Genomic DNA, 25,343 nt, shown 5'->3' with positions numbered 1-25,343 from the left:
TCACCCTACTTTGTAACGAACTTATAGCCAAGTCCGCGAACAGTTTTTATGTATTCTGGTTTACTTGGGTCTTGTTCAATTTTTTCGCGTAGCTTTCGAATGTGGACCATAACAGTATTGTCATCGCCATTATAGGCGGGTGCTCCCCAAACTTTTTCGTATATTTCTTCTTTCGAAAATACGTAGTTCGGATTCTCACAAAAGAAGAGTAGTAGTTGAAACAGTTGAGCGGAACATTCGACAACGTGTCCATTTACTGTAAGTTCTGCGGAATGTTGATCAATTTCAAATCTCCCAAATGAAATGGAGTGTGCTTTTTGTTCGTGTGGTACGGTTTGTTTCATATGTCTTCGAAGTTGTGCTTTCATACGAGCTACGACTTCTAATGGATTAAATGGCTTCGTAATATAATCATCTGCACCGTATGAAAATCCAGATATTTTATCTAAATCAGATGCCTTCGCTGATAGGAAGAAAATTGGACAATCTGTTTGTTGGCGAATAATTGGACAAATATCAAAACCAGATTGTCCAGGAAGCATGACATCTAAAATAATTAAATCGTAATTGTTTTGTTCGGTGAGAGATAAAGCTAATTCAGCTGATGTTGCAGTTGTAATATGAGAAAAACCTTCTTTTTCAAGAATGGTAGTTAGTAGTTGTAAAATTGCTGTTTCATCATCGACGAGTAATATATTTGCTTGATACATAAGAATCCCCCTTAATTTCCTCGAATATCATATCATCTTTTTGTAACATATGGAATTTTTAAGGAAAATTTAAGGTTTTCTTTTATAAAAAATTAAGAATCAAATGATATGATAAAAGTAACATAGGGGAGGAGATGAGTGTGAATCCGTTTCAAATGATGCGAGCTAGATATTTTTTAATTGTATTTGCACTATTAATTTTAGTAGCGAGAAGTAGTGAAAAATTGCTAGAAAGTACATTTCATATACAAAATTCATCTTTTATAAATATACTTATATTTTATATCCTTCCGATTGCATGGATTTTTTATGAGTATAGAAAGCACCGTGTTTCATTTTCATTATTTCTTAATAAAAATGAAACATTTAACTTGGTGCAAGTTATATACATTACGATTATGTTGTGCATGTTCAGTTACGGGTATCTGATTTTATACATGTACAGCTTTGCATGGATTACACCAGATTTTATTATGAATGCTTTACACAAACCGATTGTAGATAGTGCCGGGGGATATATATATCAATTTATTATGGTTGTATTTATCGCACCTATTATTGGAGAATTTGTTTTTCGTGGATTTTTACTTCAGCGCTTTGCTGCGAAATGGGGAACGAGTATAGCGATGATTGCAGTGGCACTTTTATTTGCGATATTACATGTCGATTTTCTCGGTGCCGCCGTATTTAGTATCGTATTATCAATCGTATATATTCGTACGAAAAGCTTACTCATGCCAATTGCGATACATATGTTAAATAATACATTTGTACTTTGTGCATCGTTCCTAGTAAGTAGAGAAAAGATCATGAGTTTTGCAGATTTCTCAAACTATACGACGTTCTTTCCAGGACTGATTATTTTTATAACAGGATTAAATTTAGTACTCATCTTTTTATTTGTTAACCGCAAATACTGGAGTAAAGAAGTGCCAGTTATATACGCAGAGCAGGTAGAGAGTTTTGCAGATGTAGTGGGAGATAAATGAGACGAAGAAAACGATTGAAAAAATATTGAAAGACATTATAGATGCTACGTCTATTACAGATATGTGTGATAAAGGCTGTTGTCATTGGCTTTTTAACCTGTAGTAGATACAATTGTGTTTCCGGAGTATTACTTATTTTCTAGTACTCATTTAAAAGAAAATATTATTTCTCTTCTTATTGTATTAGGGATTTTAATAATATTCGGTCTAATGTTAGAAGTAATGATGAAGCGTATCTTCAGAAAAAATGAAGAGAAGTATGTGCGGGTTCATAAAGTATTCGTGAAAGTAATGGGAGCTTTCCTTTTGTTTTATGGTATGAAAACAATCATTTACTTTATAGCTTTGAGACATCATTAATTCTAAATTTGAAAGGAATGTATAAAATTATATGAATGAAACAATATCATCAAATAAGTTTTTTTATTTGATTTTACTTAGCATAGTGCTAATAACGACAGTAAATGTTATTCTCCGCTGGGAGGAAGCCTACTTTTTCATGTATTTAGCGCTCCATTTATTAGGGGTCTTATGTATAAGTGGTGGCATGGTTACTGAAAAAAAGGGTGACGAAAGTGTTAACTATATGTGTGTGATCGGTCTTGTTTTACTTTTAGCTGTACAAGGTATTATGAAATATAGTTCTTTTTCTGTACAAGATTTCAGTTTGTTAATAGATGTACTGCCTTAAGGGGGATAAGTATTTATGTTATCGAAGAAACAAATAGGGTATATATTTGTTTTAGTAGGTTTTTTTACGATTATTATAACGACGCTATTTTTTCAAGACTATGAATATGTAAAATATGTAAAAGGCGCTGGTTTAATGTGCTGGTTTGTAAGTGCTTTTCTTATTCCGAATTATGAACCGAGGAAAGTGTCTAAAAATAGGTAAAACTCTTCTTATGTAGAAGAGTTTTTTTTATCCCGCATTAACGGGCAGTAAGACTCCCACCTCAAAATTCAGTGACAGCAAAGAAGTTAGGCGAGGGATCAACTGCCCGTAAAAGCCCGATTGGTGAAGGCTAATAATCAGTGGGGGGATGAAGAAAACCCCCACTGATTAAAGTTTCACTTTATGTAAATAGAAGGCTCTCGAGCAATTCTCGTAATTAGCTTGTTCTAATTTAGCATGTACGAACTTACAATAATAATAGACAGGCAGCATAGAGGAGGGAATAACGTGAGGAAAGTTATTGGGTGGTCGCTTTTTTTGTACGTTGGATTTGCGTTATTTATATATTGGTATTTATTTGGATGGAATCATGAACTCATTCCGGACATGTATAAAGGAACGAGTGCAGATCCAGAAACCTTTATGAATGCGAAAGAGCTTACGCTAAGCCAAGATTATTCGCGCGTGAAAAATTTACTGTTCTTTTTAGCGACGCCTCTTGAATGGATTATTTTATTATTTGTACTCGTGCTCGGTATTTCAAAAAAGTTTGAGAAATGGTCAACGGAAACGACTAAAATAAGTGTCTTACAAGTTGCGATTTATTTCTTTTATTTATCATTACTCACAACGGTACTGGCATTACCAATGCAATGGATTGGGCGTAAAGTGTCGGTTGATTACGGTATTTCCACGCAAAGTACACAAAGCTGGATAAAAGATCACGTTATCGATTTTTGGGTTAATTATGCGACGATGTTACTCATTGTTACAGTTCTTTTATGGCTTATCCGTAAATTCCCGAAGAGATGGTGGCTAGCAGGATGGGCACTCTCTGTACCATTTACAATCTTTTTAACGTTCGTACAGCCTGTTATTATTGATCCACTTTACAATGACTTCTCGACGTTGAAAAATAAAGAGTTAGAAACGAAAATTTTAGCGATGGCAGACAAAGCTGACATTCCTGCTAAACACGTATATGAAGTAAATATGTCGGAAAAAACGAATTCGTTAAATGCATATGTAACAGGAATTGGCCTTAACTCGCGTATTGTAATGTGGGATACAACGCTTAAGCAATTAAAAGATAAAGAGATTTTATTTATTATGGCCCATGAAATGGGACATTACGTAATGAAACATATATATTGGGGCGTTGCGAGTTATATTTTCATATCGTTTATAGGTATGTATGTAATTAGTCGTATTTTAAATATGTGTATTCGAAAATGGGGAGATACGCTGCAAATTTCCAAAATGGCATGTTTTTCAATTTTACCTTTGTTTTTCTTAATTTCCTCTTTATTATCTTTTGCATCACAACCAGCAACAAACTACGTTTCACGAATAGAAGAACGAGCGGCAGATCAATATGCTTTAAATATGACGAAAGATGGGAAATCTGGTGTGAGAACTTTTCAATATTTATCAAAAACAAGCTTAAGCCAAGTGAATCCACCTGTGTTAGTCAAATTTTTCTTATACACACATCCACCAATTTTCGAAAGAATTCATACGTTTGAACAATATGAGGAACAAAAAAACAAGAAGTAGCGATTATGCTACTTCTTTTTTATAGAAATATAAGTTTGGTATTGGGAATATTTATCATTGCTTTTTATTGAGATTTTGTAAATAATAAGCTATAAAATTCTAAAAATCTATATATAAAGGAATAAAGGTGGAAATATGTATTTTTTACAAAATTTAAAAGTGAAACATAAATTATTCTTACTTATCTCATTAGCAGTTTTGGGCATGACAATTATGAGCTGTGTAGCAATTAATTCTATTAATAAGATTAAGCGCGATACAGAGATTGTAGTAGATGATTATCAAAATTCTGCAGTTATATTAGAAGGAATGCTTCGTACACAAAATTCACTAGAATATAACTTACTAGAATTAATTACAACGTCACAAAATGAGGGGACAAATAAAGAAGGGATTATTAGTAATGTTGAAAAGGATCTTAAAAAATATGATTCTTTATTAAAAGAATATGATGATGGCGTTAATTTAAGTAAGCAAGAGGATGAGCTGTTTCAGAAGATGAAGAAATCTTTGCCAAGTTATATGGAGACATATAAGAAGTTGTTTGACAAAGCGAAGGGAACAAATGAATCTCAAATGGTAAACGAATTTCAAAAGGACTTAAAACCGAAGGGAGTAGAGTTAGCTGGTTATGCTGTAGATTTAGAAACTTATGTTTCAAACTTAGCTGACCAAGTATTTAAAGATTCTCAAAAAATGATAGATCGGTCCGTTATTACCTTTATCATTCTTGCAGTAGTTACTACAATCATTATATGTATAGTAAGTTATATTATTAGCAAGCTTATAGTTGCTCCTTTACAAACGGTTAGTCGTATGATGGAAAGAGCAAAAGAGGGAGATTTAACTGTACATGGTGATTATAATGCTAAAGATGAATTAGGTATATTAGTAAGTGATTTTAACGAGATGATTGCAGGGCTAAGAACAAATATGCAAGAAGTAGAGAATAATATTCAGCTTTTATTCCAACATGCAGACGGAGTAGTATCTGCATCAGAAGTATCTAGCGGTGCAGCAAAGAAAATTACTATGGATATTGAAGAAGTTGCCAATGGCGCAGAGAGCCAAATGCAAGCAATGGAACAAACTGCGGGTGCGATGGAAGAGTTGACACAAGGAATGCAGAGTATAGTGAATACATCATCCTCTGTAAATGAATTGTCTGCTCAATCAGCACTAGATGCAGAGAGTGGTAACAAATTAATGAAACAAATGATTCAACAGATGGATACAATCCAAAATTCAGTACATAGCGGTGTGAAACAAGTAGAGACTATGAAAGAACAATCAGAAGAAATTGTTAAAATCATTGATGTTATGCAAGGTATTACCTCTCAGATTAACTTATTAGCATTAAACGCCGCAATTGAGGCTGCACGTGCTGGAGAAAGTGGTAGAGGATTTGCAATTGTGGCAGATGAAGTACGAAAATTAGCAGAACAATCTAGTGATTCTGCTAAACAAATTGAGAAGCTTATTACTCAAGTTATGGGAACAACGAATCATACGGTACATATGATGGGGAAAGTAGATAATGAGGTACAGGCAGGTACACAAGTAGTAATGCATACAGAAAAAGTATTTGGAACTATTACAGAAAAAGTGCAGCAAGTATCTGAGCAAATTCAAACGGTATCTATGTCTACAGATGAAATTGCAGCGAGTAGTGAGGAGATTTCTGCTTCTACAGAAGATATGGCGCAAATTTCTCAAAGATCATCTGATCGAACTGATAGGGTAAAAGAGTCTATTCAACAGCAAGAAAAATCTGTTCAAGAGATTTCGACTTCAATTGAACATCTGCACAACGTAGCAGGAGGACTAAAACAAATAGTTTCCCAATTTACTCTTCAAAAATAGTAGAGTATATGTAAGTCTTTATAAATATATAGACCTCTCAATACGTATAAAAAATCATCCTGTGGAATACAAAAGGATGATTTTTTATTATGAAAATTTTGTGTGGATGTCACTCGTTATATTCTAGTTTTTTACAATTTTTTGATTGTAATATATAATAATAAGTAATGTTTTTAGAATTTTTAGTTTTATAAGAGAGTGATTGTAGGAGGAGAGAAAGGGTGTACAATAAAAAATCAATGCCGGCTATAAAAATGATCCTTTCGATGTCTATTTTCGGATCAATTGGATTTTTTTCTGTCCAAACAGGTTTACCGTCTTTTGAATTAGTATTTGTTCGTTGTATTTGTGCAACTATATTTTTAGCGTTATGTTGGTTAGTGACAGGACAATATAAAAATGAAAAGTGGAATAAAAAAGAGATTGTGCAAATATTAGCGTGCGGCGTATTTCTCGTTTTTAACTGGGTATTTCTATTTAAAGCGTTTGAAGTTATGTCAATTACAATTGCAATTTCTGTCTATCATCTCGCTCCAATTATCGTATTAATGATTGGGAGTATCGTATTTAAAGAGAGGCTAACAGCGTTTGCCGTTATGTCCATTGTCATTTGTTTCCTCGGCACGGTTTTAGTAGCTGGAGTAGATGGAAGTGTGTCACTCGAGAAACTCATGTCATCTGGAATGGTATGGGCACTACTTGCAGCGTTATTTTATGCTTTTACGACTTTATTAGGAAAAGGAATCAAGCATACGAGTGCATATGCGATGACATTTGTACAAACGTTTTTAGGTATATTTTTATTGTTACCATTTGTGGATTTCGGACAGTTTCAAGGTTTAACAGAGACGAACTGGATGATGATAACGGCAACAGGACTTATACATACTGGGTTTGTATATTACTTGTTTTTTGACAGTTTAAGAGATTTATCGACGAGACTTATTTCTGTATTAGTGTTTTTAGATCCTGCTGTAGCAATTTTGTTAGATACGGTCTTTACCGGATTTAGACCGACTAGTATGCAAGTTGTAGGGATTGTCCTTATTTTTGTAGGAATGGCACTCACTTTTCGTAAAGGAAGAGAAAAGGAGCTATCGGTGAAGGGAAGTGCTACCTCTGAAATGTAAAGTTGTATTTGATATAATTTCATTTTTAATTTTGGAAGATGTTACGAAAAGGCCGTTGTTGTATAACAGTAGCCTTTTTTGTATGGAATAGAGCACGAAAGAACGGTGTTTTCAAAAAAAACTGAAATGAATTTTCAAAAAAAACTTCCTTTTCTGAAGATTTGTTATATAATATAAAACATAAAATCAAATCTGTTATAAAACAGTTTAAGAAGGGGATGCTAATATGTCGACGCGAACTTCACGGGTTACATTGCTCGGAGAAATGTTACCAGCGTACAACGAAATATTGACACCTGAGGTGCTTAGTTTTTTAAAGGAACTACATGAAAATTTCAATGAGCGCCGCACAGAACTATTACAAAAACGTGTAGAGAAACAAAAAAGAATTGATGCAGGGGAGTTTCCGAAGTTTTTAGAAGAAACAAAGCACATACGTGAAGCGGATTGGACAATCGCCAATCTTCCGAAAGATTTAGAGGATCGCCGCGTAGAGATTACTGGACCGGTAGATAGAAAGATGGTCATTAACGCTTTAAATTCAGGAGCTCATCTTTTTATGGCGGATTTTGAAGATTCGAATTCACCAACTTGGGAAAATGCGATTGAAGGCCAAATTAACTTACGAGATGCAGTAAAGGGAACGATCTCACACAAAAATGATAAAGGAAAAGAATATAGATTAAATGATAAAACAGCTGTACTCATTGTGCGTCCAAGAGGATGGCATTTAGAGGAAAAGCATATGCAAGTTGATGGGAAAAATATGTCCGGCAGCTTAGTGGATTTTGGTCTGTATTTTTTCCATAATGCGAAGGCGCTTTTAGAAAAAGGAAGTGGCCCGTACTTTTACTTACCGAAAATGGAAAGTTATTTAGAAGCGAGATTATGGAACGATGTATTCGTATTTGCTCAAAAATACATCGGTATTCCAAACGGAACAATTAAAGCGACTGTGCTATTGGAGACGATTCACGCTTCGTTTGAAATGGATGAAATTTTGTATGAGCTAAAAGATCATTCTGCTGGCTTAAACTGCGGAAGATGGGATTACATTTTCAGCTTCTTAAAGGGTTTCCGTAATCATAATGAATTTTTACTGCCAGATAGAGCGCAAGTCACGATGACGGCGCCGTTTATGCGCGCGTATTCTTTAAAAGTAATTCAAACATGTCATCGCCGTAATGCACCAGCAATCGGAGGAATGGCAGCACAAATTCCGATTAAAAATAATCCAGAAGCGAATGAAGCGGCTTTCGAAAAGGTGCGTGCTGATAAGGAGCGTGAAGCTTTAGACGGTCATGATGGGACTTGGGTTGCCCACCCGGGACTTGTACCGGTTGCAATGGAAGTATTTAATCACATTATGAAAACGCCGAATCAAATTTTTAGGAAACGTGAAGAAATACGTGTTACAGAAAAAGATTTATTAGAAGTACCAGTGGGAACGATTACAGAAGAAGGTCTTCGCACGAATATTAGTGTAGGTATTCAATATATTGCATCTTGGTTAAGTGGACGGGGAGCAGCGCCAATTTATAACTTAATGGAAGATGCAGCAACTGCGGAAATCTCCAGAGCACAAATATGGCAATGGATTCGTCATGAAGGCGGAAAGCTAAATGATGGCCGCAATATTACGCTCGAATTAATGGAAGAATGGAAAGAAGAAGAATTAGTAAAGATAGAAAGAGAGATTGGTAAAGAAGCCTTTAAGAAAGGGAGATTCCAAGAGGCGACAACATTGTTTACAAACCTCGTTCGGAATGATGAGTTCGTACCATTTTTAACATTACCGGGTTATGAAATTTTATAAAGTGAAAAGGGGATGGAATAAATGAAAAACGAAAGAATCGATAAATTACAAGAGAACTGGGAATTAGATACGAGATGGAAAGGAATAACACGTCCGTATTCAGCTGAAGATGTAATTCGTTTGCGCGGTTCGATTGATATTGAACATACACTAGCACGCCGCGGGGCTGAGAAGCTTTGGACATCGCTTCATACGGAAGATTATATTAACGCACTTGGTGCATTAACAGGAAACCAAGCGATGCAACAAGTGAAAGCGGGATTAAAAGCAATTTACTTAAGTGGTTGGCAAGTAGCGGCTGATGCAAACCTTTCTGGACATATGTATCCAGACCAAAGCTTATATCCAGCGAACAGCGTACCAGCTGTAGTAAAACGAATTAATCAAACACTTCAACGTGCGGATCAAATTCAGCATATGGAAGGAAGCGATGATACAGATTATTTCGTACCGATTGTAGCAGATGCAGAGGCTGGATTTGGCGGACAATTAAACGTATTCGAGCTTATGAAAGGTATGATTGAAGCGGGTGCATCAGGTGTACACTTTGAAGATCAATTATCTTCAGAGAAAAAATGCGGACATTTAGGTGGAAAAGTATTACTGCCGACACAAACAGCGGTACGTAATTTAATTTCCGCACGCCTTGCTGCGGACGTAATGGGAGTGCCGACAATTATCGTTGCAAGAACAGATGCAGATGCAGCCGATTTAATTACGAGTGATATCGATCCGGTTGATAAAGCGTTTATTACAGGAGAAAGAACACCAGAAGGATTTTATCGTACGAAAGCAGGACTGGATCAAGCAATTGCACGTGGTTTAGCGTATGCACCGTATGCAGACCTCGTTTGGTGTGAAACGTCTGAACCAAATTTAGAAGATGCAAAACGATTTGCAGACGCAATCCATAAAAAATATCCAGGGAAATTACTCGCTTATAACTGTTCACCGTCATTTAACTGGAAACAAAAATTAGATGAAAAAACGATTGCGAGCTTCCAAAAAGAAATCGCATCTTACGGTTACAAGTTCCAGTTCGTAACACTTGCTGGATTCCACTCATTAAACTACGGCATGTTTGAATTAGCACGTGGCTATAAAGACCGTGGTATGGCAGCATATTCTGAATTACAACAAGCGGAATTCGCAGCAGAGAAACACGGTTACTCTGCAACTCGCCATCAACGCGAAGTAGGAACAGGTTATTTTGATGAAGTAGCACAAGTCATTACAGGCGGTACTTCATCAACGACAGCGTTAAAAGGTTCTACAGAAGAAGCTCAGTTTACGAAATAAAAGGAAGGTGATCACAATTAAGTGATCACCTTTTTTATTACTCTTTATATAAACTGATAACATCTTCTCCCGTTAAATATATTACGGTTACTTTTTTATTATCCTTCTCATAAACTTTCATTCCACCCTCTGCAAAAGTTTTATCCCATCCCTTTAATTTTATATGTATTTGATACCATATAGATAAACCTGATTCAAAACAATTGCCTTTATATACATACTCACCTATCTCCTCAGTAGTATGAATTAATTTAGCTTCATAAGGTATAGGGAATCCTTTAATTTCAGAATCAATAGTCTTATTAAAAACTAGAAGGTATGTTAACGTAATAATAGTAGCCAATAACAAAAATAAAATCTTTTTCATGTATGTAAATCCCCCATGGCAAACGGCCTTGTAATTTTATCCCGCTATTTGCGGCAGTAAGACTCCCGTCTCAAAAGTTGGCTGGAGCAAAGAAGTTACGTGGGAGATGCACAAAACCCCACTGATTAAAGTTTCCCTTTAACTAGTTGTATTATAATATAATATTTTTATAATGTGATTTTAATTATTATAAAATTTTTGTGAAACGAAAAAATGGGCTGAATTCTCTTACATAACTATAGAAAGCTAAAATTTCGTTAGGGGGTATCTCGAGATTTTAGCTTGATAGTTCCGGTAGGAAAAGAAACGATATGAACAATTATTCGGATATATGTAACATAACTTAAAATATATTTACTAACAAAAATAGAAATAATATTAGATCCATTCTTTCCCATGCTTACGAATAAACGTCATATCTTTTTCATAATGATCTAGATGTCCTTCATCAATCATTCTTTGGAAATTTCCGTCTCCTTCTTGTGCTTGTCTTTTCACATATGTACATAACCCTTCTAAACGTAGTAACACCATTTCGAAGTAATTTTCGTCCATATCTTTATCGTAGGACTGAGCAAACAACTTTACTCTTTCTTTAATACGACCTGCGTGTTGCGATGAGTCGTAATGAACGGCTTCTCCTGATTCTGTATAATACACTCGACTTAAAGGTACACAAGTATAAAGCGTATAAGCGATATCCCACATTCTTGGACCAGGAGCAGCGACGTCAAAATCAATAATACCGACTGGCTTTTCATTATTGAAAATAATGTTATATATAGCAAAATCATTGTGGCATAAAACCTCAATGTTATGTGGGGTATGATCCATCGGTTTCCAATCATCTAATAACGGAAAGTCACTTACAGCATCATGGTACAGACGGAGCATCTTTGCGATTTCTTTCAGCACATCATTAGACCACATGTATTCTTTTAAAGGATAATTGCCTGCGTCGCCTTCTATAAATGATAAAATCTCTCTATCTTTTTCATCTATGCCCAAAAACTTTGGGGCATAATGAAATCCTTTGTTTTCTAGATGACGTAATAGCTTATGAATTTTTGTACTGTCTGGCTTTAATTCCCGCCGAACAGTATTTTCAGAACGATATACGTTTGAGACGTTTCCTCCTGTTAGCTTTTCTTCTTGTTCGTAGTTTGACATGTGAAAATTCCCCCTATAATTAAAAAATCCAATTCCAAATAGTGAATATACCGACAATAGCAGAGAAAAGAAGGAAAGTAAGGAATACTAGACACCCAAGAGGCATTAACTTATCTTCCCATGTTTCTTTATACTCATATACTAATTCCTCTGCTACTTTTTTTTGCACTGGAGATAAAGGCTGCTCTTTATATAATTTCTTTATCTTGCTAGAATCGCCTTTGAATTTTAAAGCACGCGCAATATGATAAGGATCATTTCCCATTGATTTTTCAAATAATAAACATGATTCATGCATAATATCTGTTTTATGCTCCTCTAGATACCAATAACGTCCAGCCATTTCTGGATATTGTAATTTATAATAAATGTCTCCGAGTTGTTTTCGAAGATGTAATTCATTTGGGTATGTAAAGATGAGACCGTGTAATCTTTCTCTTGCCTTTCCAAGATTATTATTTTCAATATCCTCTTCAATTCTCTTTAATGTTTTTTTAGGAATTTTGGTTGTCATGAATTCCTCCTTATATAGAATAGAGATAATTTTATTTTATAAGAAATACTAAAAATTAGAAATTCTATTTTCAAAAAAGATTGTACATTTTATTTTAAGTATGCTATGATGATGTCAGTTGAATAGTTAAATTAAGCAATCCATATATTATCAAGTGCCGAAAACGAACGAGAAAAAGTATGTGAGAACTAGTTTATGTTTCGTGTTTGATAATGTGTGGATTCTTTTTTTATACAGGAAGACTAAAATAATTTGTATTTTCTTAGGAGGAAATAATCATGGCAGTAACAGGACAAGTAAAATGGTTTAACAACGAAAAAGGCTTCGGTTTCATCGAAGTTCCAGGCGAAAACGATGTATTCGTACATTTCTCTGCAATCGAAACTGAAGGTTTCAAATCTTTAGAAGAAGGTCAAAAAGTTAGCTTCGAAATCGAAGAAGGCAACCGTGGACCTCAAGCTAAAAACGTAATCAAACTATAATTTTATAGTTGATGATGGAAAAAAGGATGGCTCATGCCATCCTTTTTTTGTTGTTGAGATATATGTAAATGAAGTTGTACTCGACGTTTATAGAGGCAATGAAGAAGAGTAAAAGGCTTTCCAAAAAGGAAGGCCTTTTACTCTTCTTTCCCTGCTTTTTTCTTCTCGCGTTTTTTACATTCAGGACATTTCGATTTACGAAATGGTTTAGCGAAGAATAGCAGAATGAAAAATAAACCGAATATAATACTAGCTGAGTTTTTCACGATAATGACGCTACTATTTTTCATTTGAATCGATGGTTGGATCTCTTTTTCTTCCATAAGGGCCCTCCATATATTGGATTTATATTTTAATTATAGCAAAGTTAATTGTTGTAATGATGTAAAAAGAGGAAGGGATAATAAATATTTATAGGTAGTATAAATGCTGTTTTTATGGTTATAAAACTACTTAATTTATATATTGTGATTTTATTGTTTGACAAATGTTTGATAAATGATAAAAAATTGTAAAAAAGCGGAACCTGTTACCTATTTCCTTTTCATAGGTGCTAAAATTATATATGCAGCTGCTAATATAAATAGAAAATGAAAAAAGGAGATAATAGGATATGGAAAGTAAAGTAGAACGCTATGTCGAAAATTATGTTGTAACTAAAAATACAATGGCCTTACTTCCTGTTATTCTAAGTGAAAAGAAAATTGTTACGCGAGTTGTTGAAATGGAAGATTCTTTTTTCGTATTTCAAAAGCCTCTAGATATTATAGAGAGAAGTTGTCGTAAGCATGGATCTAGTTTTTTGGGCAGAAAAGAAGGAACGAAAGAGTTAACGCACATTACACATAAAGCACCGATTGCAATCAGTCCGACAGATCAACTTTATTTTTTCCCTACTTATTCTTATTCTAGAAAAGAGTGCGCGTGGCTGTCGCATTTTTATATCGAAAGTAATCGAGAATTAAAAGATGGAAATCTTATTATTCGATTTATAAATGGCCTTGCTGTGAAATTAGAAATATCAAAAAATAGTTTTGAAAATCAACAAAATCGTACAGCGAAACTGCGTACAGAATATGAAGATCGAAAGAAGAAACAAGGAAATCCTTGTTTTAAAGAAATTGATAAAAGAGATGAATCAACATTAAGACCAGCTTATGAGAAAGTGTATTTTGTTAGGGAAGAAGATGTGTGAGAGGAAAAGGATGAGGAGACTCATCCTTTTTTTATTTCATTATATATACAGTTTACGCTGTAAGATTCATAAATAAAACGAGCGAGATGTACAAATATATTGTTCTTTAATGGAACAATATAATGGTAATTTCCTTATATATATTTAATGTAGTGTAAATATATATCATTTTATATTTGTGGCATACATGATACTTCTTTCTATATAGGTAGAAATACCCTTACGTGCAGTAAGGGTATTTTTTTGAAAAAGACGAATTATTACTTTCTGTAGTTTCTGCTTTTTCATCAAACGTAACCGATAAGTTACAATTTGTATATAGTGTCTAAATTATCTTCATATCCTGTCGAATATTGAAAGATTATCATAGCTAAATAATGAAGGAATTCTAATGAAGGACATGGAAACTTAATAATTACATCTCCATATGTCGTATCTACCATTTCCTCTTTCAGAAAAGCAATGATACAGTAGAGGTAGTAATTAGAGTAAAGGGGTAAAGTGTAGAATGGATTTTCAGTCAATCAAAGAGTATTTTTCACCAGAAAATATGGATCATATTGTTGAAAGCTATAAGGCGTTCGGACCGCTTCTTGGCATCGGTTTGCCGATGATAGAGGCGCTTATTCCAGCATTACCACTTATTGTGTTTGTACTAGCGAATGCTGTTGCATTTGGGTTTTGGCTGGGTTTCCTTTATTCATGGCTCGGATCAGTAATCGGTGCTATGCTTGTTTTTTTCATTATCCGCCATTTTGGACGAAGCCGTTTCTTTTCTTTTGTAAATAAGCATGAGAAAGTGCGCAAGGCAATGGGGTGGATTGAAAGGAAAGGATTCGCGCCAGTGTTTGTTATATTTTGTTTTCCGTTTACACCGTCTGCGCTTATAAACGTTGTAGCTGGTTTATCTCGCATTAGCGTAAAACAGTTCGGACTTGCGCTCGCATTCGGAAAGCTTGTGATGATTTTTATTTTAACGTACATCGGTCATGATTTAATGTCGTTTATTCATAAGCCGGTGAAATCAGTTATTGTAGCGATTGTTATTTTTATTTTATGGTATGTCGGTAAAAGAATTGAAGTAAAGTTAGAACTACATTAAGAATAGTCTTCTTTGTCCCACTATTTGAGGGCAGTAAAACTCCCTCCAAAAAATTCGGCTGAAGCAGAGAAGTTAGGTGGGGATCAAACTGCCCGATTGGTGCGGGATGAACAAAACCCCCACCGATTAAGTTTCACTTTATAAATGCAAGCTTCATTATTAAAGGGTAAGGGGAGAAGCGGATGAAGAAAACTTTGAAAAAAGAAGGCCTAGAGTGGATACGAACAATTTTAATTGGTGTACTATTAGCTGTATTTTTTCGAACGTTTTTCTTTTCAACGTACGTTGTAGAGGGGAAGTCAATGATGCCGACATTGCAAGATGGCAATATGCTCGTTGTAAATAAGGTGAGTTATCAAGTGGGGGACTTGAACAGGTTCGATGTCGTCGTTTTTCATGCGAATAAAAAAGAAGACTATGTAAAGCGAATTATCGGTTTACCTGGAGACCATGTTGAATATAAGCATGATAAGTTGTATATAAACGGTCAATTTATTGATGAGCCTTATTTAGAGAAGTACAAGAAAGAGATAAATGGAAGGCAACTAACAGGTGATTTTACATTAGAAGAGTTAACGAAAGAAAAGGTGGTGCCAGCTGGTCATATTTTTGTAATAGGCGATAACCGCCTTGGGAGCTGGGATAGTAGACACTTTGGCTTTGTGAAGGCTGATACAGTTGTCGGTAAAGTCGATTTACGATATTGGCCAATTCAAGAGGTGCAAACGAATTTTTCAAAAGGTTGATATAATGAAGTAGAAGTATAGAAAAGACAAACAACTCCGTTTGTCTTTTTTCGTGTACTATAATACAATTATAGTAGCAAACTAATGTTCGTTGTGTAAGTGAAAGGTGGGGTTACATGTCACTTCGATTGGTGATTGGTAGAGCGGGAAGTGGAAAGAGTACACTTTGTTTACGAGAAGTGCAAGAAGAGTTAAAACAGCGCCCGAGAGGCAAAACAATATTATATCTTGTGCCAGAACAGATGACATTCCAGACGCAGCAGGCGTTAATTGAAAGGGAGGATGTAAGAGGTTCTATTCGGGCACAAGTTTTTAGTTTTTCACGATTAGCTTGGAAGGTGTTGCAAGAAGTTGGCGGAGCGAGTCGTCTTCATATTGATGAAGCGGGTGTGCATATGTTACTTCGTAAAATTGTAGAATCTCGTAAAGATGGATTATCGGTGTTCCAAAAAGCAGCGGAGCAAAACGGTTTCTTTGAACATCTTGGCAGTATGATTGCGGAGTTTAAACGTTACAATGTGACGCCATCTAACGTATATGAAATGTGGCAACAATTAGATGCGCATAGTAGCAGTGCTGAGCAAAAGTTATTAGCGAATAAAGTATATGATTTACAGCTATTATATGATGATTTTGAACGTGCTTTAATCGGGAAATATTTAGATTCAGAAGACTATTTACAATTGCTAGTGGAAAAGCTTCCGCAGTCTGAGTATGTAAATGGTGCTGAAATTTATATAGATGGGTTTCATTCATTTTCTCCGCAAGAACTTGAAATTGTAAGACAGCTCATGATTTGTGGAGCGAGAGTCACAATTACGTTAACGATAGATGAAAAAACATTAGCGCAGCCAGTGAATGAACTGGATTTATTTTATGAAACGATGTTAACATATGAAAAAATAAAACAAGTAGCGCGGGAAGAGAAAATAGAAATTGAAAAAACAATTCCACTTATGGAACAACCGCGTTTTCATTCTCCGGCATTAGCTCATTTAGAAACGCATTATGAAGCGCGTCCGAATGAAAAGTATTATGATGAAGCAAGTGTAACAATTAGTACAGCGGCGAATTTACGAGCTGAAGTAGAAGGGGTTGCTCGTGAAATTCGTAGACTTGTCGCGGATGAAACGTATCGTTACCGAGATATTGCAGTACTTCTTCGTAACGGGGAAAGTTATTACGATGTGATGCGAACGTTATTTACAGATTATAATATTCCACACTTCATCGATGAAAAACGCCCGATGTCACATCATCCATTAGTAGAGTGTATTCGTTCTGCCTTAGAAATTATTAGCGGAAATTGGCGTTATGACGCGGTGTTTCGCTGCGTGAAAACAGAGCTTTTATATCCATTAGACGTAAGGAAAGAAATGATGCGTGAAGAGATGGATGAGTTCGAAAACTATTGTTTAGCGTACGGTGTACAAGGGAAGAGATGGACTTCTGAGGATCCGTGGATGTATCGCCGTTACCGTTCACTTGACGATACAAACGGAATGATAACAGATATTGAACGTGAAATGGAAGAGAAAATAAATCGACTGCGTGACGTTGTAAGAACGCCAGTTATTCGCATGCAAAAAAGGTTAAAGCGTGCGGGAACAGTGATGCAAATGTGCGAAGCGGTTTACTTATTTTTAGAAGAACTTGACGTTCCAAAGAAGTTAGAAGAATTACGTATACGTGCAGAAGAGAGCGGAGATTTCTTATTTGCAACAGACCATGAACAAGTATGGGAAGAAGTAATGAGCCTTCTTGATACGTTTGTAGAAATGCTTGGTGAGGAGAAAATGTCACTATCTATGTTCACGGACGTTATGTCGACAGGACTTGAGGCACTTCAATTCGCTAACATTCCGCCATCATTAGATCAAGTATTAGTTGCCAATATTGATCACTCCAGGTTATCAGATGTGAAAGCTACGTTTATTATCGGCGTAAATGAAGGAGTTATTCCAGCAGCACCGATGGATGAAGGGATGCTTTCTGATGAGGAAAGAGAAGTTCTTGGTGCGGCAGGAATTGAACTCGCGCCAACGACGAGACAAACTTTATTAGAAGAGCAGTTCGTTATGTATCAGATGGTAACGAGAGCGTCTGAGAAATTATATATTTCATGCCCACTTGCAGATGAAGAAGGAAAGACATTACTTGCATCTAGCTTTATTAAGAAAATAAAAAGAATGTTCCCTAATGTGAAAGACTCGTTTATTACGAATGACGTAAACGACTTATCGCGTTCGGAACAAATTTCATACGTAGCAACGCCAGAAGTGACGTTATCTTATGTCATGCAGCAACTACAAACGTGGAAGCGATACGGATTTGAAGGAAATCTAGATTTTTGGTGGGACGTCTATAACTTCTACGTCACTTCGGATGAATGGAAACAAAAAAGTAGTCGCGTGTTATCAAGTTTATTCTATCGAAATCGTGCGCAGAAACTAAGTACGGTAGTAAGTAGAGATTTATACGGAGATAAAATAAAAGGAAGCGTTTCTCGTATGGAACTCTTCAACCGTTGTGCGTACGCTCATTTCGCGCAGCACGGTTTATCGTTAAGAGAGCGTGATATTTTTAAACTAGATGCACCAGATATCGGTGAACTATTCCATGCAGCACTGAAGAGAATTGCAGACAGGCTATTACGCGAAAACCGTACTTGGGCGGATTTATCAATAAAAGAGTGTGAGCATCTTTCTGTTTTAGTAATAGAAGAAATCGCACCGTTATTACAAAGACAAATTTTATTAAGCTCAAATCGTCATTTCTATTTAAAACAAAAACTACAACAAATCATTTTCCGTACGTCAATCATTCTTCGTGAACACGCGAAGTCGAGCGGTTTCGTACCAGTTGATTTAGAAGTGCCATTCGGTATGGGCGGTACGGGATCGCTTCCGCCGATGGAATTCTCATTACCAAATGGTGTAAAGATGGAAGTTATCGGCCGTATTGACCGTGTGGATAAGGCTGAAGATGAAAACGGAACATTCCTTCGTATTATTGATTATAAATCAAGTTCAAAAGCGTTAGACTTAACGGAAGTGTATTACGGATTGGCACTTCAAATGTTAACGTATTTAGATGTCGTTACTACAAATGCACAAACGTGGATGAAAAAAGGCCACGCAGCATTACCTGCTGGTGTACTGTACTTTCATATTCATAATCCGATTGTTGAAATGAAAGGTGACGCATCTGAAGCTGAAATTGAAAAAGAAATTTTAAAGAAATTTAAAATGAAAGGCCTCGTACTAGGAGATGCTGACGTTGTTCGTTTAATGGATAACAAACTTTCAACAGGAAGTTCAGATATTATTTCTGCTGGTCTGAAAAAAGACGGTAGTTTTGGTGCGCGTTCTAGCATTGCAAGTGAGCAAGAGTTTAACGTACTGCAAAAATATGTACACCATACGTTTGAAAATATCGGAAAAGACATTACAGAAGGTGTTATTGATATTGCTCCTTACAAAAAGGGGAATAAAGCGGCATGTACGTTCTGTAACTTCAAATCTGTCTGTCAGTTTGATGAATCACTTGAAGATAATCAATTCCGTACGTTAAAAGATATGAAAGATAGTGAAGCGATGGAGAAAATTAGAGAGGAGGTTGACGGAGAATGATAGAAAATTGGCCTAAAAAACCAGAAGGTAGTCAATGGACAGATGACCAGTGGAAAGCCGTTGTAGCGAATGGACGTGACATTTTAGTCGCAGCAGCAGCTGGATCGGGAAAAACAGCAGTATTAGTTGAACGTATGATTAAAAAGATTATTAACGAGGAAAATCCAGTCGATGTCGACCGCCTGCTCGTTGTAACATTTACGAATGCAGCGGCGCAAGAGATGAAAAATCGAATTGGAGAAGCGTTAGAAAAAGTACTAATTGATGAGCCAGGATCTCAGCATGTAAGAAAACAGCTGAGCCTATTAAATAAAGCATCTATTTCAACGATCCATTCATTTTGTTTACAAGTAATTAGAGGGTATTACTACATGCTTGATGTTGATCCTCGTTTTCGTATTGCAAATCAAACAGAAAATGAGTTGTTAAAAGAAGAAGTGCTAGATGACATATTAGAAGAAGAGTATGGAATCGAAGATAATAGTATTTTCTTTGAATTAGTTGATCGCTATACGAGTGACCGTAGTGATGATGACTTACAAAGAATGATTTTAGCGCTTCATACAGAATCAAGAGCGCATCCAAATCCGGAAAAATGGCTTGATAAATTAGTAGAAGCATACGACGTGGAAGGAAAGACAATTGAAGATTTAGTGTATGCTTCTTACTTATTAGAAGATGTGAGATTCCAGCTTGAAACAGCGGAACAACATATTCGTAAAGCAACCGAACTCGCAATGCTTCCTGACGGCCCGGCGCCTCGCGTTGAAACCCTGCAAGCGGATGCAGCTTTACTTGGAATGTTATTATCAGCAGCTCGTGAATCGTGGACAAGCGTGTATGAAGCGATGCAAAACGTATCGTGGCAAACGTTAAAGCGCATTAAGAAAAGTGATTATAATGAAGATATTGTAAAACAAGTCGACTCTCTTCGTAATAAAGCGAAAGATGAAGTGAAGAAATTACAAGAAGAGCTATTTAGCCGCAGACCAGAAAGCTTCTTACGAGATTTTCAAGATATGCATCCTGTATTAGAAAAACTCGTACAGCTCGTAAAAGTATTTACAGAGCGTTTCCAAGCGATGAAGCGAGATAAAGGAATGGTCGATTTCACAGATTTAGAGCATTTCTGTTTACAAATTTTAAGCGAGCAAAGTGAAGACGGTGAAATGAAGCCGTCCGCAGTAGCGCTTCAATATCGTAATAAATTTGCTGAGGTATTAGTCGATGAATATCAAGATACGAACTTCGTACAGGAATCGATTATTAAATTTGTAACGAAAGATTCTGAGAGTGAAGGGAACTTGTTCATGGTTGGTGACGTAAAACAGTCAATCTACCGCTTCCGACTAGCAGAACCAGGCTTATTCTTAGGAAAGTATAAACGCTTCACGCAAGAAGGATCGGGCGGCGGAATGAAGATTGATTTAGCGAAAAACTTCCGTAGTCGTCATGAAGTACTAGCAGGTACGAACTTTATTTTTAAACAAATTATGGGCGAAGAAGTTGGAGAGATTGACTACGACGCTGACGCTGAATTAAAACTAGGCGCTAGTTATCCAGAAGGTGAAGATGTAGCGGCTGAATTATTATGCATTCAGCAAACGGAAGAAGAAGTGCTAGAGGGTGAAGAAGGTACGGAAGTCGAAAAGGCGCAACTGGAAGCTCGTCTTATGGCGCAGCGCATTAAAGCGATGGTCGATTCAGGTTATGAAGTGTATGACCGAAAAACGGATAGTATGCGACCAGTGCAATATCGTGATTTCGTTATTTTACTTCGCTCTATGCCGTGGGCACCGCAAATTATGGAAGAGTTAAAACTACAAGGAATTCCAGTATATGCAGACCTTGCGACTGGTTACTTTGAAGCGACAGAAGTAAATATTATGATGAACGTATTCCGCGTTATTGATAATCCGATGCAAGATATTCCACTTGCAGCAGTACTTCGTTCACCGATCGTTGGATTAAATGATGAAGAACTTGCGACGCTTCGTGCTCACGGAAAGAAAGGGTCATTTTATGAAGTAATGAGCTCATTCTTAAAAGATGCACCGCTTGAAGAAGAACAAGAACTTCATGAAAAACTAGAATGGTTTTATAACTTACTGCAAGGATGGCGTGAATTCGCGCGCCAACAATCACTTTCTGATTTAATTTGGAAAGTGTATGGTGAGACAGGGTATTATGACTTTGTCGGCGGTTTACCAGCTGGAAAGCAAAGGCAGGCAAACTTGCGCGTATTATATGACCGCGCAAGGCAATATGAAGCAACATCATTTAGAGGATTATTCCGCTTCTTACGTTTTATTGAACGTATTTTAGAACGCGGTGACGATATGGGGACGGCGAGAGCTCTTGGTGAACAAGAAGATGTTGTTCGCATTATGACGATTCATAAAAGTAAGGGACTTGAGTTCCCGGTCGTATTTGTAGCTGGACTCGGTCGTCGTTTTAATACACAAGATTTAATGAAACGTTTCTTACTGCATAAAGACTTCGGTTTCGGTTCACAGTTCATTGATCCGCGTAAACGAATTAAATATACGACATTATCACAGCTTGCAATTAAACGTAAAATGAAAATGGAATTAATTGCGGAAGAAATGCGCGTATTATACGTAGCTTTAACGCGTGCAAAAGAGAAGTTAATTTTAATCGGAACAGTTAAGGATGCAAATAAGGAAATGGAAAAATGGCTCGATGCGAGGGAACATAGTGAATGGTTATTACCAGATCACATACGTGCTGGAGCGTCTTGTTATTTAGACTGGATTGCACCTTCATTATATAGACACCGTGATAGTGAAATGCTTCTTGAATTAGGACAAGGAAGTATTCCAGATGAAATTTACGGGTATGACACTAGCTGGAAAGTAGAAGTTGTGGACGGTAACACGCTACTTGCACCAGAGCCAGTTCAAGAAGAGAAACAAGAATTGTTAGAAGCACTTCGTGAGAAAAAGGCTGTTCCGTTAGAAAGTGAACGAAAAGAAGAAGTGTACGACAGATTACTGTGGAAGTACGGATATGAGGAAGCAACCTCTCACCGTGCGAAGCAATCTGTTACAGAAATAAAGAGAAACTATCAATCAGAAGATGGTAGTGATAACGCCTTTATTAAAAAACTACGTGCACCAATTAAAACGCGTCCTCGTTTCATGGAGAAAAAAGGGTTAACGTACGCAGAGCGCGGAACAGCAGTCCATGCCGTTATGCAGCATGTAGATTTGAAGAAACCGATTACGGCCGAAACGCTACAAGAACAAATCGCAGGAATGGTAAATAAGGAATTATTAACATTCGAGCAGGCGGAAGAAATAGCCATTGAAAAAGTAATTTCATTCTTTGACAGTGACTTAGGTAAAAGGGTATTAGCGGCAAAAAGTGTAGAGCGCGAAGTACCATTTACGATGATGCTTGCAGCTGAAGAAGCGTATCAAGATTGGCAAGGGAAGAACGGCGAATCGATTCTTGTCCAAGGGGTTATTGACTGCATGATTGAAGAGGAAGACGGCATTACGTTAATCGACTTTAAAACGGATACGATTGAAGGAAAGTTCCCAGGGGGATTCGATCAAGCGAAACCAATTTTAGAGGATCGATATAAAGTGCAGCTTTCGTTATATGCAAAAGCACTCGAAAAAAGCTTACAACATCCTGTGAAAGAGAAATGCTTATACTTCTTTGATGGGAATCATGTTGTGAAAATTGAGGAATAGACAACAGAAAGGGGCTATAAAAAATGGCAACGTTAAGAACTTGTGAACAGGGACACGAGTACTATAAAAGTAGCGATTGTCCAACTTGCCCAACCTGTGAGAAAGAGAGAAAGCCAAAAGAAGGTTTTCTCTCTCTTCTTTCAGCACCAGCAAGAAGGGCATTAGAGCACCATGGTATTCACACTGTAGAAGAGCTCTCAAAATATAGTGAAAAAGAAATTTTAAAACTGCATGGTATGGGCCCAGCATCTTTACCAAAGCTTAGAAAGGCTTTGGAGGAGTGCGGATTATCATTTAAATAAATGGTGATGTGATGAATAATTTTCAAAGAAAAGATCCGTTACTATTTCATATAAAAAAGAGGTGTCACCTATAGGAGACACCTCTTTTTTATGCCGTTCCAATCTGGTCTTGATCTGCCACATCAGAATCAAACGTATTTGTTGCACTAACGCCGTTAAAAGTGTTGACGACAAATCCGACATTAGAAGCTCCGGATCCATTATACGCTTTCGTGTTTTCTTTCGGAGACACGTTATAAAAATCTCCTAAATTGAAAGAACCGTTACTGTTTTGAACGACGAGATTTCCAACAACAGAAGGCATATCATCCACCTACTTTACTAAGCTTTTTAATTACTATATGAATTATTGTGCGGAAGGTTCATCCGTAATATATTGGCGGATTTGCATAATCCGAGAGTTATTAAAAACATAATCAACATTTCCAATTTGAAAGCAACCAGAATTTAAAAGTGTGCGCAATTCAACGTTATTTACTTCAATAAAAGGGCATTCATTTATAATATTTAATTTGACATCTGTCGTTCGCTTTGGGATTGTAATGTGTTCATCTGTAAAGATTTCAAATGCATCTAAGCGCCCTTCACCTTTTATATAACAAGGGAATTCCCTGTGGACGGCAAGAGCTCTACTTTTTAATTCCATTTGATTTGCATCTCCAACTTGAAATACAGCAGTAATCCCTAAAGAAATAATAGAAACATTTTGGACAATAGACACATGATGTAACATAATTTCTCAGTCTCCTTAACCTGGAGTAGGAGGGACATCTGTTACTAATGGTACAAATGGACCCTCTGTAACAGTTTCAAACGGTGTATCAAGAATAGAAGATAAAATGAGGAAATTTGCATCCCCAATTAAAAAGAGAGCGGACGAAGATACACCGTTCATTTTAATCTGTCCGACTTTTAACTCACGATTTACAACGTTAAGATTCATACATACTTACTCCTTTCGGAAATTTCCCGGTATGTGCTGAATAAAGGATAGAAAGGCTTTGTCGATATCTTGTTTCATTGCTTGAATAATGAGGTCCCGTAAATAATCTGGATCTGTTGAAATACCTTCATATGATTGAGCTTGTGATAAATAATAAGGAAGTCTATGCTCCATCTGTTTTTTTATGTCATCAACCATCATTTGTCGATACATTTCATCAAGCGGTGTTCTCTCTTCTTGTTCAAAATGGAGAATTCGATTATATGCTTCTTCATCTAAGTAGCGATGCATTTCTTGAAGGATACCTTGATAAAAGTCAGGGTTGGTGTCAGTTTCAGGATTGACCTTCAATGTTTCTGTATCAACTTGAAAATCTTCAATTTGTTGTCCTTTTGTTGAAAATGGATTTAAACCAATATTTAAAGTGCCATTTAAATTTTCTACTTTTAATTGATCGAATTTGTATTCCACTTTTCCTATAGAAGAGGAGGGGCGACTTTTTAATTCATTAAGCTCTTCTTGTAATTGGCGGACTTGATCTTCTAGGCTAAGGATGGTTGCTTGTTGTATTTGGAGAGCTTGCTGAAGTTGGTGTAAGTAAGTATATATATCTTGATTCATTTTGTGAAACCTCCTTTTCAATAGGGAGGGTAAATATATTTCTGATATATATTTATGACAAGGATGCCTTAAGAAGAACTATTTGATGGTTTGATAGAAATAATTTGTCCTTTCGCCTGTAATGGACGAAGAGGCTCTGTAAATCCACCCGTATTTGAAAATTTAGATAGAGCTTTAATACTTCCGGCTGTACCAATTTGGAATACAGAAGAAGTCGTAATGCTATCGATTCTAATACTGTTAATGATAATACTTTGGTTCACGTAAAAATTCAATGCAATTGCCTCC

At 36.3% G+C, this 25,343-nt stretch carries 25 protein-coding genes and 2 pseudogenes; 17 read left to right on the top strand and 10 right to left on the bottom strand.

The window, feature by feature from the left end; genetic code table 11:
• Positions 1–5: 5 nt before the first annotated feature.
• Positions 6–710, bottom strand: coding sequence for a response regulator transcription factor (locus JDS95_RS11515; protein ID WP_000283868.1), 705 nt, complete (start codon positions 708–710; stop codon positions 6–8).
• Positions 711–850: 140 nt separating this feature from the next.
• On the opposite strand from JDS95_RS11515, the gene JDS95_RS11510 reads away from it, so the two are divergent.
• The 10 genes and pseudogenes from JDS95_RS11510 to aceA all read left to right on the top strand — a co-directional run bounded on the left by JDS95_RS11510 (position 851) and on the right by aceA (position 10,259).
• Positions 851–1,699 (top strand): CPBP family intramembrane glutamic endopeptidase, encoded by an 849-nt coding sequence (locus JDS95_RS11510; protein WP_001067942.1) that lies wholly within the window; start codon positions 851–853, stop codon positions 1,697–1,699.
• A gap of 61 nt (positions 1,700–1,760) precedes the next feature.
• Positions 1,761–2,059: pseudogene (locus tag JDS95_RS11505) on the top strand (malate synthase).
• Positions 2,060–2,090: 31 nt separating this feature from the next.
• Positions 2,091–2,390: a hypothetical protein gene (locus JDS95_RS11500; protein ID WP_002105543.1), complete on the top strand. Its 300-nt coding sequence runs from the start codon at positions 2,091–2,093 to the stop codon at positions 2,388–2,390.
• Between the two features lie 15 nt (positions 2,391–2,405).
• The gene (locus JDS95_RS11495; RefSeq protein ID WP_000949414.1) at positions 2,406–2,594 is read left to right on the top strand and encodes a hypothetical protein; all 189 of its coding nucleotides are present in this window, start codon (positions 2,406–2,408) and stop codon (positions 2,592–2,594) included.
• Between the two features lie 288 nt (positions 2,595–2,882).
• Positions 2,883–4,151: a M48 family metallopeptidase gene (locus tag JDS95_RS11490; RefSeq protein WP_001233277.1), complete on the top strand. Its 1,269-nt coding sequence runs from the start codon at positions 2,883–2,885 to the stop codon at positions 4,149–4,151.
• A gap of 135 nt (positions 4,152–4,286) precedes the next feature.
• A pseudogene (locus JDS95_RS32130) lies at positions 4,287–5,066 on the top strand (MCP four helix bundle domain-containing protein); the annotation flags it as partial.
• The gene (locus tag JDS95_RS32125; RefSeq protein WP_406565830.1) at positions 5,061–6,014 is read left to right on the top strand and encodes a methyl-accepting chemotaxis protein; all 954 of its coding nucleotides are present in this window, start codon (positions 5,061–5,063) and stop codon (positions 6,012–6,014) included. The pseudogene JDS95_RS32130 and the gene JDS95_RS32125, both read left to right, overlap by 6 nt.
• A gap of 221 nt (positions 6,015–6,235) precedes the next feature.
• Positions 6,236–7,144: a DMT family transporter gene (locus tag JDS95_RS11480; protein WP_000282398.1), complete on the top strand. Its 909-nt coding sequence runs from the start codon at positions 6,236–6,238 to the stop codon at positions 7,142–7,144.
• Positions 7,145–7,370: 226 nt separating this feature from the next.
• Entirely contained in the window at positions 7,371–8,960 is a 1,590-nt protein-coding gene (gene aceB / locus JDS95_RS11475; RefSeq protein ID WP_000107646.1) for a malate synthase A, read from the top strand.
• A 21-nt stretch (positions 8,961–8,981) separates the two neighbouring features.
• Positions 8,982–10,259, top strand: coding sequence for an isocitrate lyase (gene aceA / locus JDS95_RS11470; protein ID WP_000787335.1), 1,278 nt, complete (start codon positions 8,982–8,984; stop codon positions 10,257–10,259).
• Positions 10,260–10,296: 37 nt separating this feature from the next.
• Here aceA and JDS95_RS11465 read toward each other — a convergent pair whose 3' ends face one another.
• The 3 genes from JDS95_RS11465 to JDS95_RS11455 form a co-directional block, all read right to left on the bottom strand.
• Positions 10,297–10,626, bottom strand: coding sequence for a hypothetical protein (locus JDS95_RS11465; RefSeq protein ID WP_000721809.1), 330 nt, complete (start codon positions 10,624–10,626; stop codon positions 10,297–10,299).
• Between the two features lie 378 nt (positions 10,627–11,004).
• Positions 11,005–11,796, bottom strand: coding sequence for a phosphotransferase (locus tag JDS95_RS11460; protein WP_000073823.1), 792 nt, complete (start codon positions 11,794–11,796; stop codon positions 11,005–11,007).
• A 19-nt stretch (positions 11,797–11,815) separates the two neighbouring features.
• The gene (locus JDS95_RS11455) at positions 11,816–12,310 is read right to left on the bottom strand and encodes a DUF6584 family protein (protein ID WP_000208490.1); all 495 of its coding nucleotides are present in this window, start codon (positions 12,308–12,310) and stop codon (positions 11,816–11,818) included.
• A 278-nt stretch (positions 12,311–12,588) separates the two neighbouring features.
• On the opposite strand from JDS95_RS11455, the gene cspA reads away from it, so the two are divergent.
• A complete protein-coding gene (gene cspA / locus JDS95_RS11450; RefSeq protein ID WP_000301522.1) occupies positions 12,589–12,792 on the top strand; it encodes an RNA chaperone/antiterminator CspA in 204 nt (67 codons plus the stop codon).
• 137 nt (positions 12,793–12,929) lie between these two features.
• Here the strand turns inward: cspA and JDS95_RS11445 are convergent, their stop codons facing one another.
• Positions 12,930–13,115: a hypothetical protein gene (locus JDS95_RS11445; RefSeq protein ID WP_000391370.1), complete on the bottom strand. Its 186-nt coding sequence runs from the start codon at positions 13,113–13,115 to the stop codon at positions 12,930–12,932.
• 290 nt (positions 13,116–13,405) lie between these two features.
• On the opposite strand from JDS95_RS11445, the gene JDS95_RS11440 reads away from it, so the two are divergent.
• From JDS95_RS11440 to JDS95_RS11415, 6 genes are all read left to right on the top strand, one after another.
• On the top strand, positions 13,406–13,987 hold the full coding sequence (locus JDS95_RS11440) for a competence protein ComK (RefSeq protein WP_000444436.1): 582 nt from the start codon (positions 13,406–13,408) through the stop codon (positions 13,985–13,987).
• A 508-nt stretch (positions 13,988–14,495) separates the two neighbouring features.
• Positions 14,496–15,089 carry a TVP38/TMEM64 family protein gene (locus JDS95_RS11435; RefSeq protein ID WP_000347508.1) on the top strand — a complete coding sequence of 198 codons (594 nt, stop codon included), beginning with the start codon at positions 14,496–14,498 and terminating at the stop codon, positions 15,087–15,089.
• A 182-nt stretch (positions 15,090–15,271) separates the two neighbouring features.
• On the top strand, positions 15,272–15,835 hold the full coding sequence (gene lepB / locus JDS95_RS11430) for a signal peptidase I (protein ID WP_000751916.1): 564 nt from the start codon (positions 15,272–15,274) through the stop codon (positions 15,833–15,835).
• Positions 15,836–15,951: 116 nt separating this feature from the next.
• On the top strand, positions 15,952–19,467 hold the full coding sequence (addB, locus tag JDS95_RS11425) for a helicase-exonuclease AddAB subunit AddB (protein ID WP_199690517.1): 3,516 nt from the start codon (positions 15,952–15,954) through the stop codon (positions 19,465–19,467).
• Positions 19,464–23,189, top strand: coding sequence for a helicase-exonuclease AddAB subunit AddA (gene addA / locus JDS95_RS11420; RefSeq protein WP_085450062.1), 3,726 nt, complete (start codon positions 19,464–19,466; stop codon positions 23,187–23,189). Before addB ends, addA begins: the two co-directional genes overlap by 4 nt.
• A 23-nt stretch (positions 23,190–23,212) precedes the next feature.
• Positions 23,213–23,491, top strand: coding sequence for an RNA polymerase alpha subunit C-terminal domain-containing protein (locus JDS95_RS11415; RefSeq protein WP_085450061.1), 279 nt, complete (start codon positions 23,213–23,215; stop codon positions 23,489–23,491).
• A gap of 88 nt (positions 23,492–23,579) precedes the next feature.
• Here the strand turns inward: JDS95_RS11415 and gerPF are convergent, their stop codons facing one another.
• The 5 genes from gerPF to gerPB all read right to left on the bottom strand — a co-directional run bounded on the left by gerPF (position 23,580) and on the right by gerPB (position 25,330).
• A complete protein-coding gene (gene gerPF, locus JDS95_RS11410) occupies positions 23,580–23,795 on the bottom strand; it encodes a spore germination protein GerPF (protein WP_001141566.1) in 216 nt (71 codons plus the stop codon).
• 42 nt (positions 23,796–23,837) lie between these two features.
• Positions 23,838–24,224 (bottom strand): spore germination protein GerPE, encoded by a 387-nt coding sequence (locus JDS95_RS11405; protein ID WP_000902325.1) that lies wholly within the window; start codon positions 24,222–24,224, stop codon positions 23,838–23,840.
• Between the two features lie 15 nt (positions 24,225–24,239).
• A complete protein-coding gene (gene gerPD, locus JDS95_RS11400) occupies positions 24,240–24,434 on the bottom strand; it encodes a spore germination protein GerPD (RefSeq protein WP_001052804.1) in 195 nt (64 codons plus the stop codon).
• A gap of 6 nt (positions 24,435–24,440) precedes the next feature.
• On the bottom strand, positions 24,441–25,055 hold the full coding sequence (gerPC, locus tag JDS95_RS11395) for a spore germination protein GerPC (RefSeq protein WP_001070753.1): 615 nt from the start codon (positions 25,053–25,055) through the stop codon (positions 24,441–24,443).
• A gap of 68 nt (positions 25,056–25,123) precedes the next feature.
• Entirely contained in the window at positions 25,124–25,330 is a 207-nt protein-coding gene (gene gerPB, locus JDS95_RS11390) for a spore germination protein GerPB (protein WP_001012514.1), read from the bottom strand.
• Between the last annotated feature and the right edge of the window lie 13 nt (positions 25,331–25,343).

This window comes from Bacillus cereus group sp. N24 (assembly GCF_016483345.1).
Lineage (GTDB): Bacteria > Bacillota > Bacilli > Bacillales > Bacillaceae_G > Bacillus_A > Bacillus_A toyonensis.
The sequence above is the reverse complement of the archived record's forward strand: the minus strand, read 5'-3'. Positions and strand labels throughout refer to the sequence as shown.

Bases quoted from the DNA above. Each gene is read 5' to 3' on its own strand.
- JDS95_RS11515 (WP_000283868.1), bottom strand. From the start codon at position 710: ATGTATCAAGCAAATATATTACTCGTCGATGATGAAACAGCAATTTTA.
- JDS95_RS11500 (WP_002105543.1), top strand. From the start codon at position 2,091: ATGAATGAAACAATATCATCAAATAAGTTTTTTTATTTGATTTTACTT.
- JDS95_RS11495 (WP_000949414.1), top strand. From the start codon at position 2,406: ATGTTATCGAAGAAACAAATAGGGTATATATTTGTTTTAGTAGGTTTT.
- JDS95_RS32125 (WP_406565830.1), top strand. From the start codon at position 5,061: ATGATTGCAGGGCTAAGAACAAATATGCAAGAAGTAGAGAATAATATT.
- aceB (WP_000107646.1), top strand. From the start codon at position 7,371: ATGTCGACGCGAACTTCACGGGTTACATTGCTCGGAGAAATGTTACCA.
- aceA (WP_000787335.1), top strand. From the start codon at position 8,982: ATGAAAAACGAAAGAATCGATAAATTACAAGAGAACTGGGAATTAGAT.
- JDS95_RS11465 (WP_000721809.1), bottom strand. From the start codon at position 10,626: ATGAAAAAGATTTTATTTTTGTTATTGGCTACTATTATTACGTTAACA.
- JDS95_RS11460 (WP_000073823.1), bottom strand. From the start codon at position 11,796: ATGTCAAACTACGAACAAGAAGAAAAGCTAACAGGAGGAAACGTCTCA.
- JDS95_RS11455 (WP_000208490.1), bottom strand. From the start codon at position 12,310: ATGACAACCAAAATTCCTAAAAAAACATTAAAGAGAATTGAAGAGGAT.
- cspA (WP_000301522.1), top strand. From the start codon at position 12,589: ATGGCAGTAACAGGACAAGTAAAATGGTTTAACAACGAAAAAGGCTTC.
- JDS95_RS11445 (WP_000391370.1), bottom strand. From the start codon at position 13,115: ATGGAAGAAAAAGAGATCCAACCATCGATTCAAATGAAAAATAGTAGC.
- JDS95_RS11440 (WP_000444436.1), top strand. From the start codon at position 13,406: ATGGAAAGTAAAGTAGAACGCTATGTCGAAAATTATGTTGTAACTAAA.
- JDS95_RS11435 (WP_000347508.1), top strand. From the start codon at position 14,496: ATGGATTTTCAGTCAATCAAAGAGTATTTTTCACCAGAAAATATGGAT.
- lepB (WP_000751916.1), top strand. From the start codon at position 15,272: ATGAAGAAAACTTTGAAAAAAGAAGGCCTAGAGTGGATACGAACAATT.
- addB (WP_199690517.1), top strand. From the start codon at position 15,952: ATGTCACTTCGATTGGTGATTGGTAGAGCGGGAAGTGGAAAGAGTACA.
- addA (WP_085450062.1), top strand. From the start codon at position 19,464: ATGATAGAAAATTGGCCTAAAAAACCAGAAGGTAGTCAATGGACAGAT.
- JDS95_RS11415 (WP_085450061.1), top strand. From the start codon at position 23,213: ATGGCAACGTTAAGAACTTGTGAACAGGGACACGAGTACTATAAAAGT.
- gerPF (WP_001141566.1), bottom strand. From the start codon at position 23,795: ATGCCTTCTGTTGTTGGAAATCTCGTCGTTCAAAACAGTAACGGTTCT.
- JDS95_RS11405 (WP_000902325.1), bottom strand. From the start codon at position 24,224: ATGTTACATCATGTGTCTATTGTCCAAAATGTTTCTATTATTTCTTTA.
- gerPD (WP_001052804.1), bottom strand. From the start codon at position 24,434: ATGAATCTTAACGTTGTAAATCGTGAGTTAAAAGTCGGACAGATTAAA.
- gerPC (WP_001070753.1), bottom strand. From the start codon at position 25,055: ATGAATCAAGATATATATACTTACTTACACCAACTTCAGCAAGCTCTC.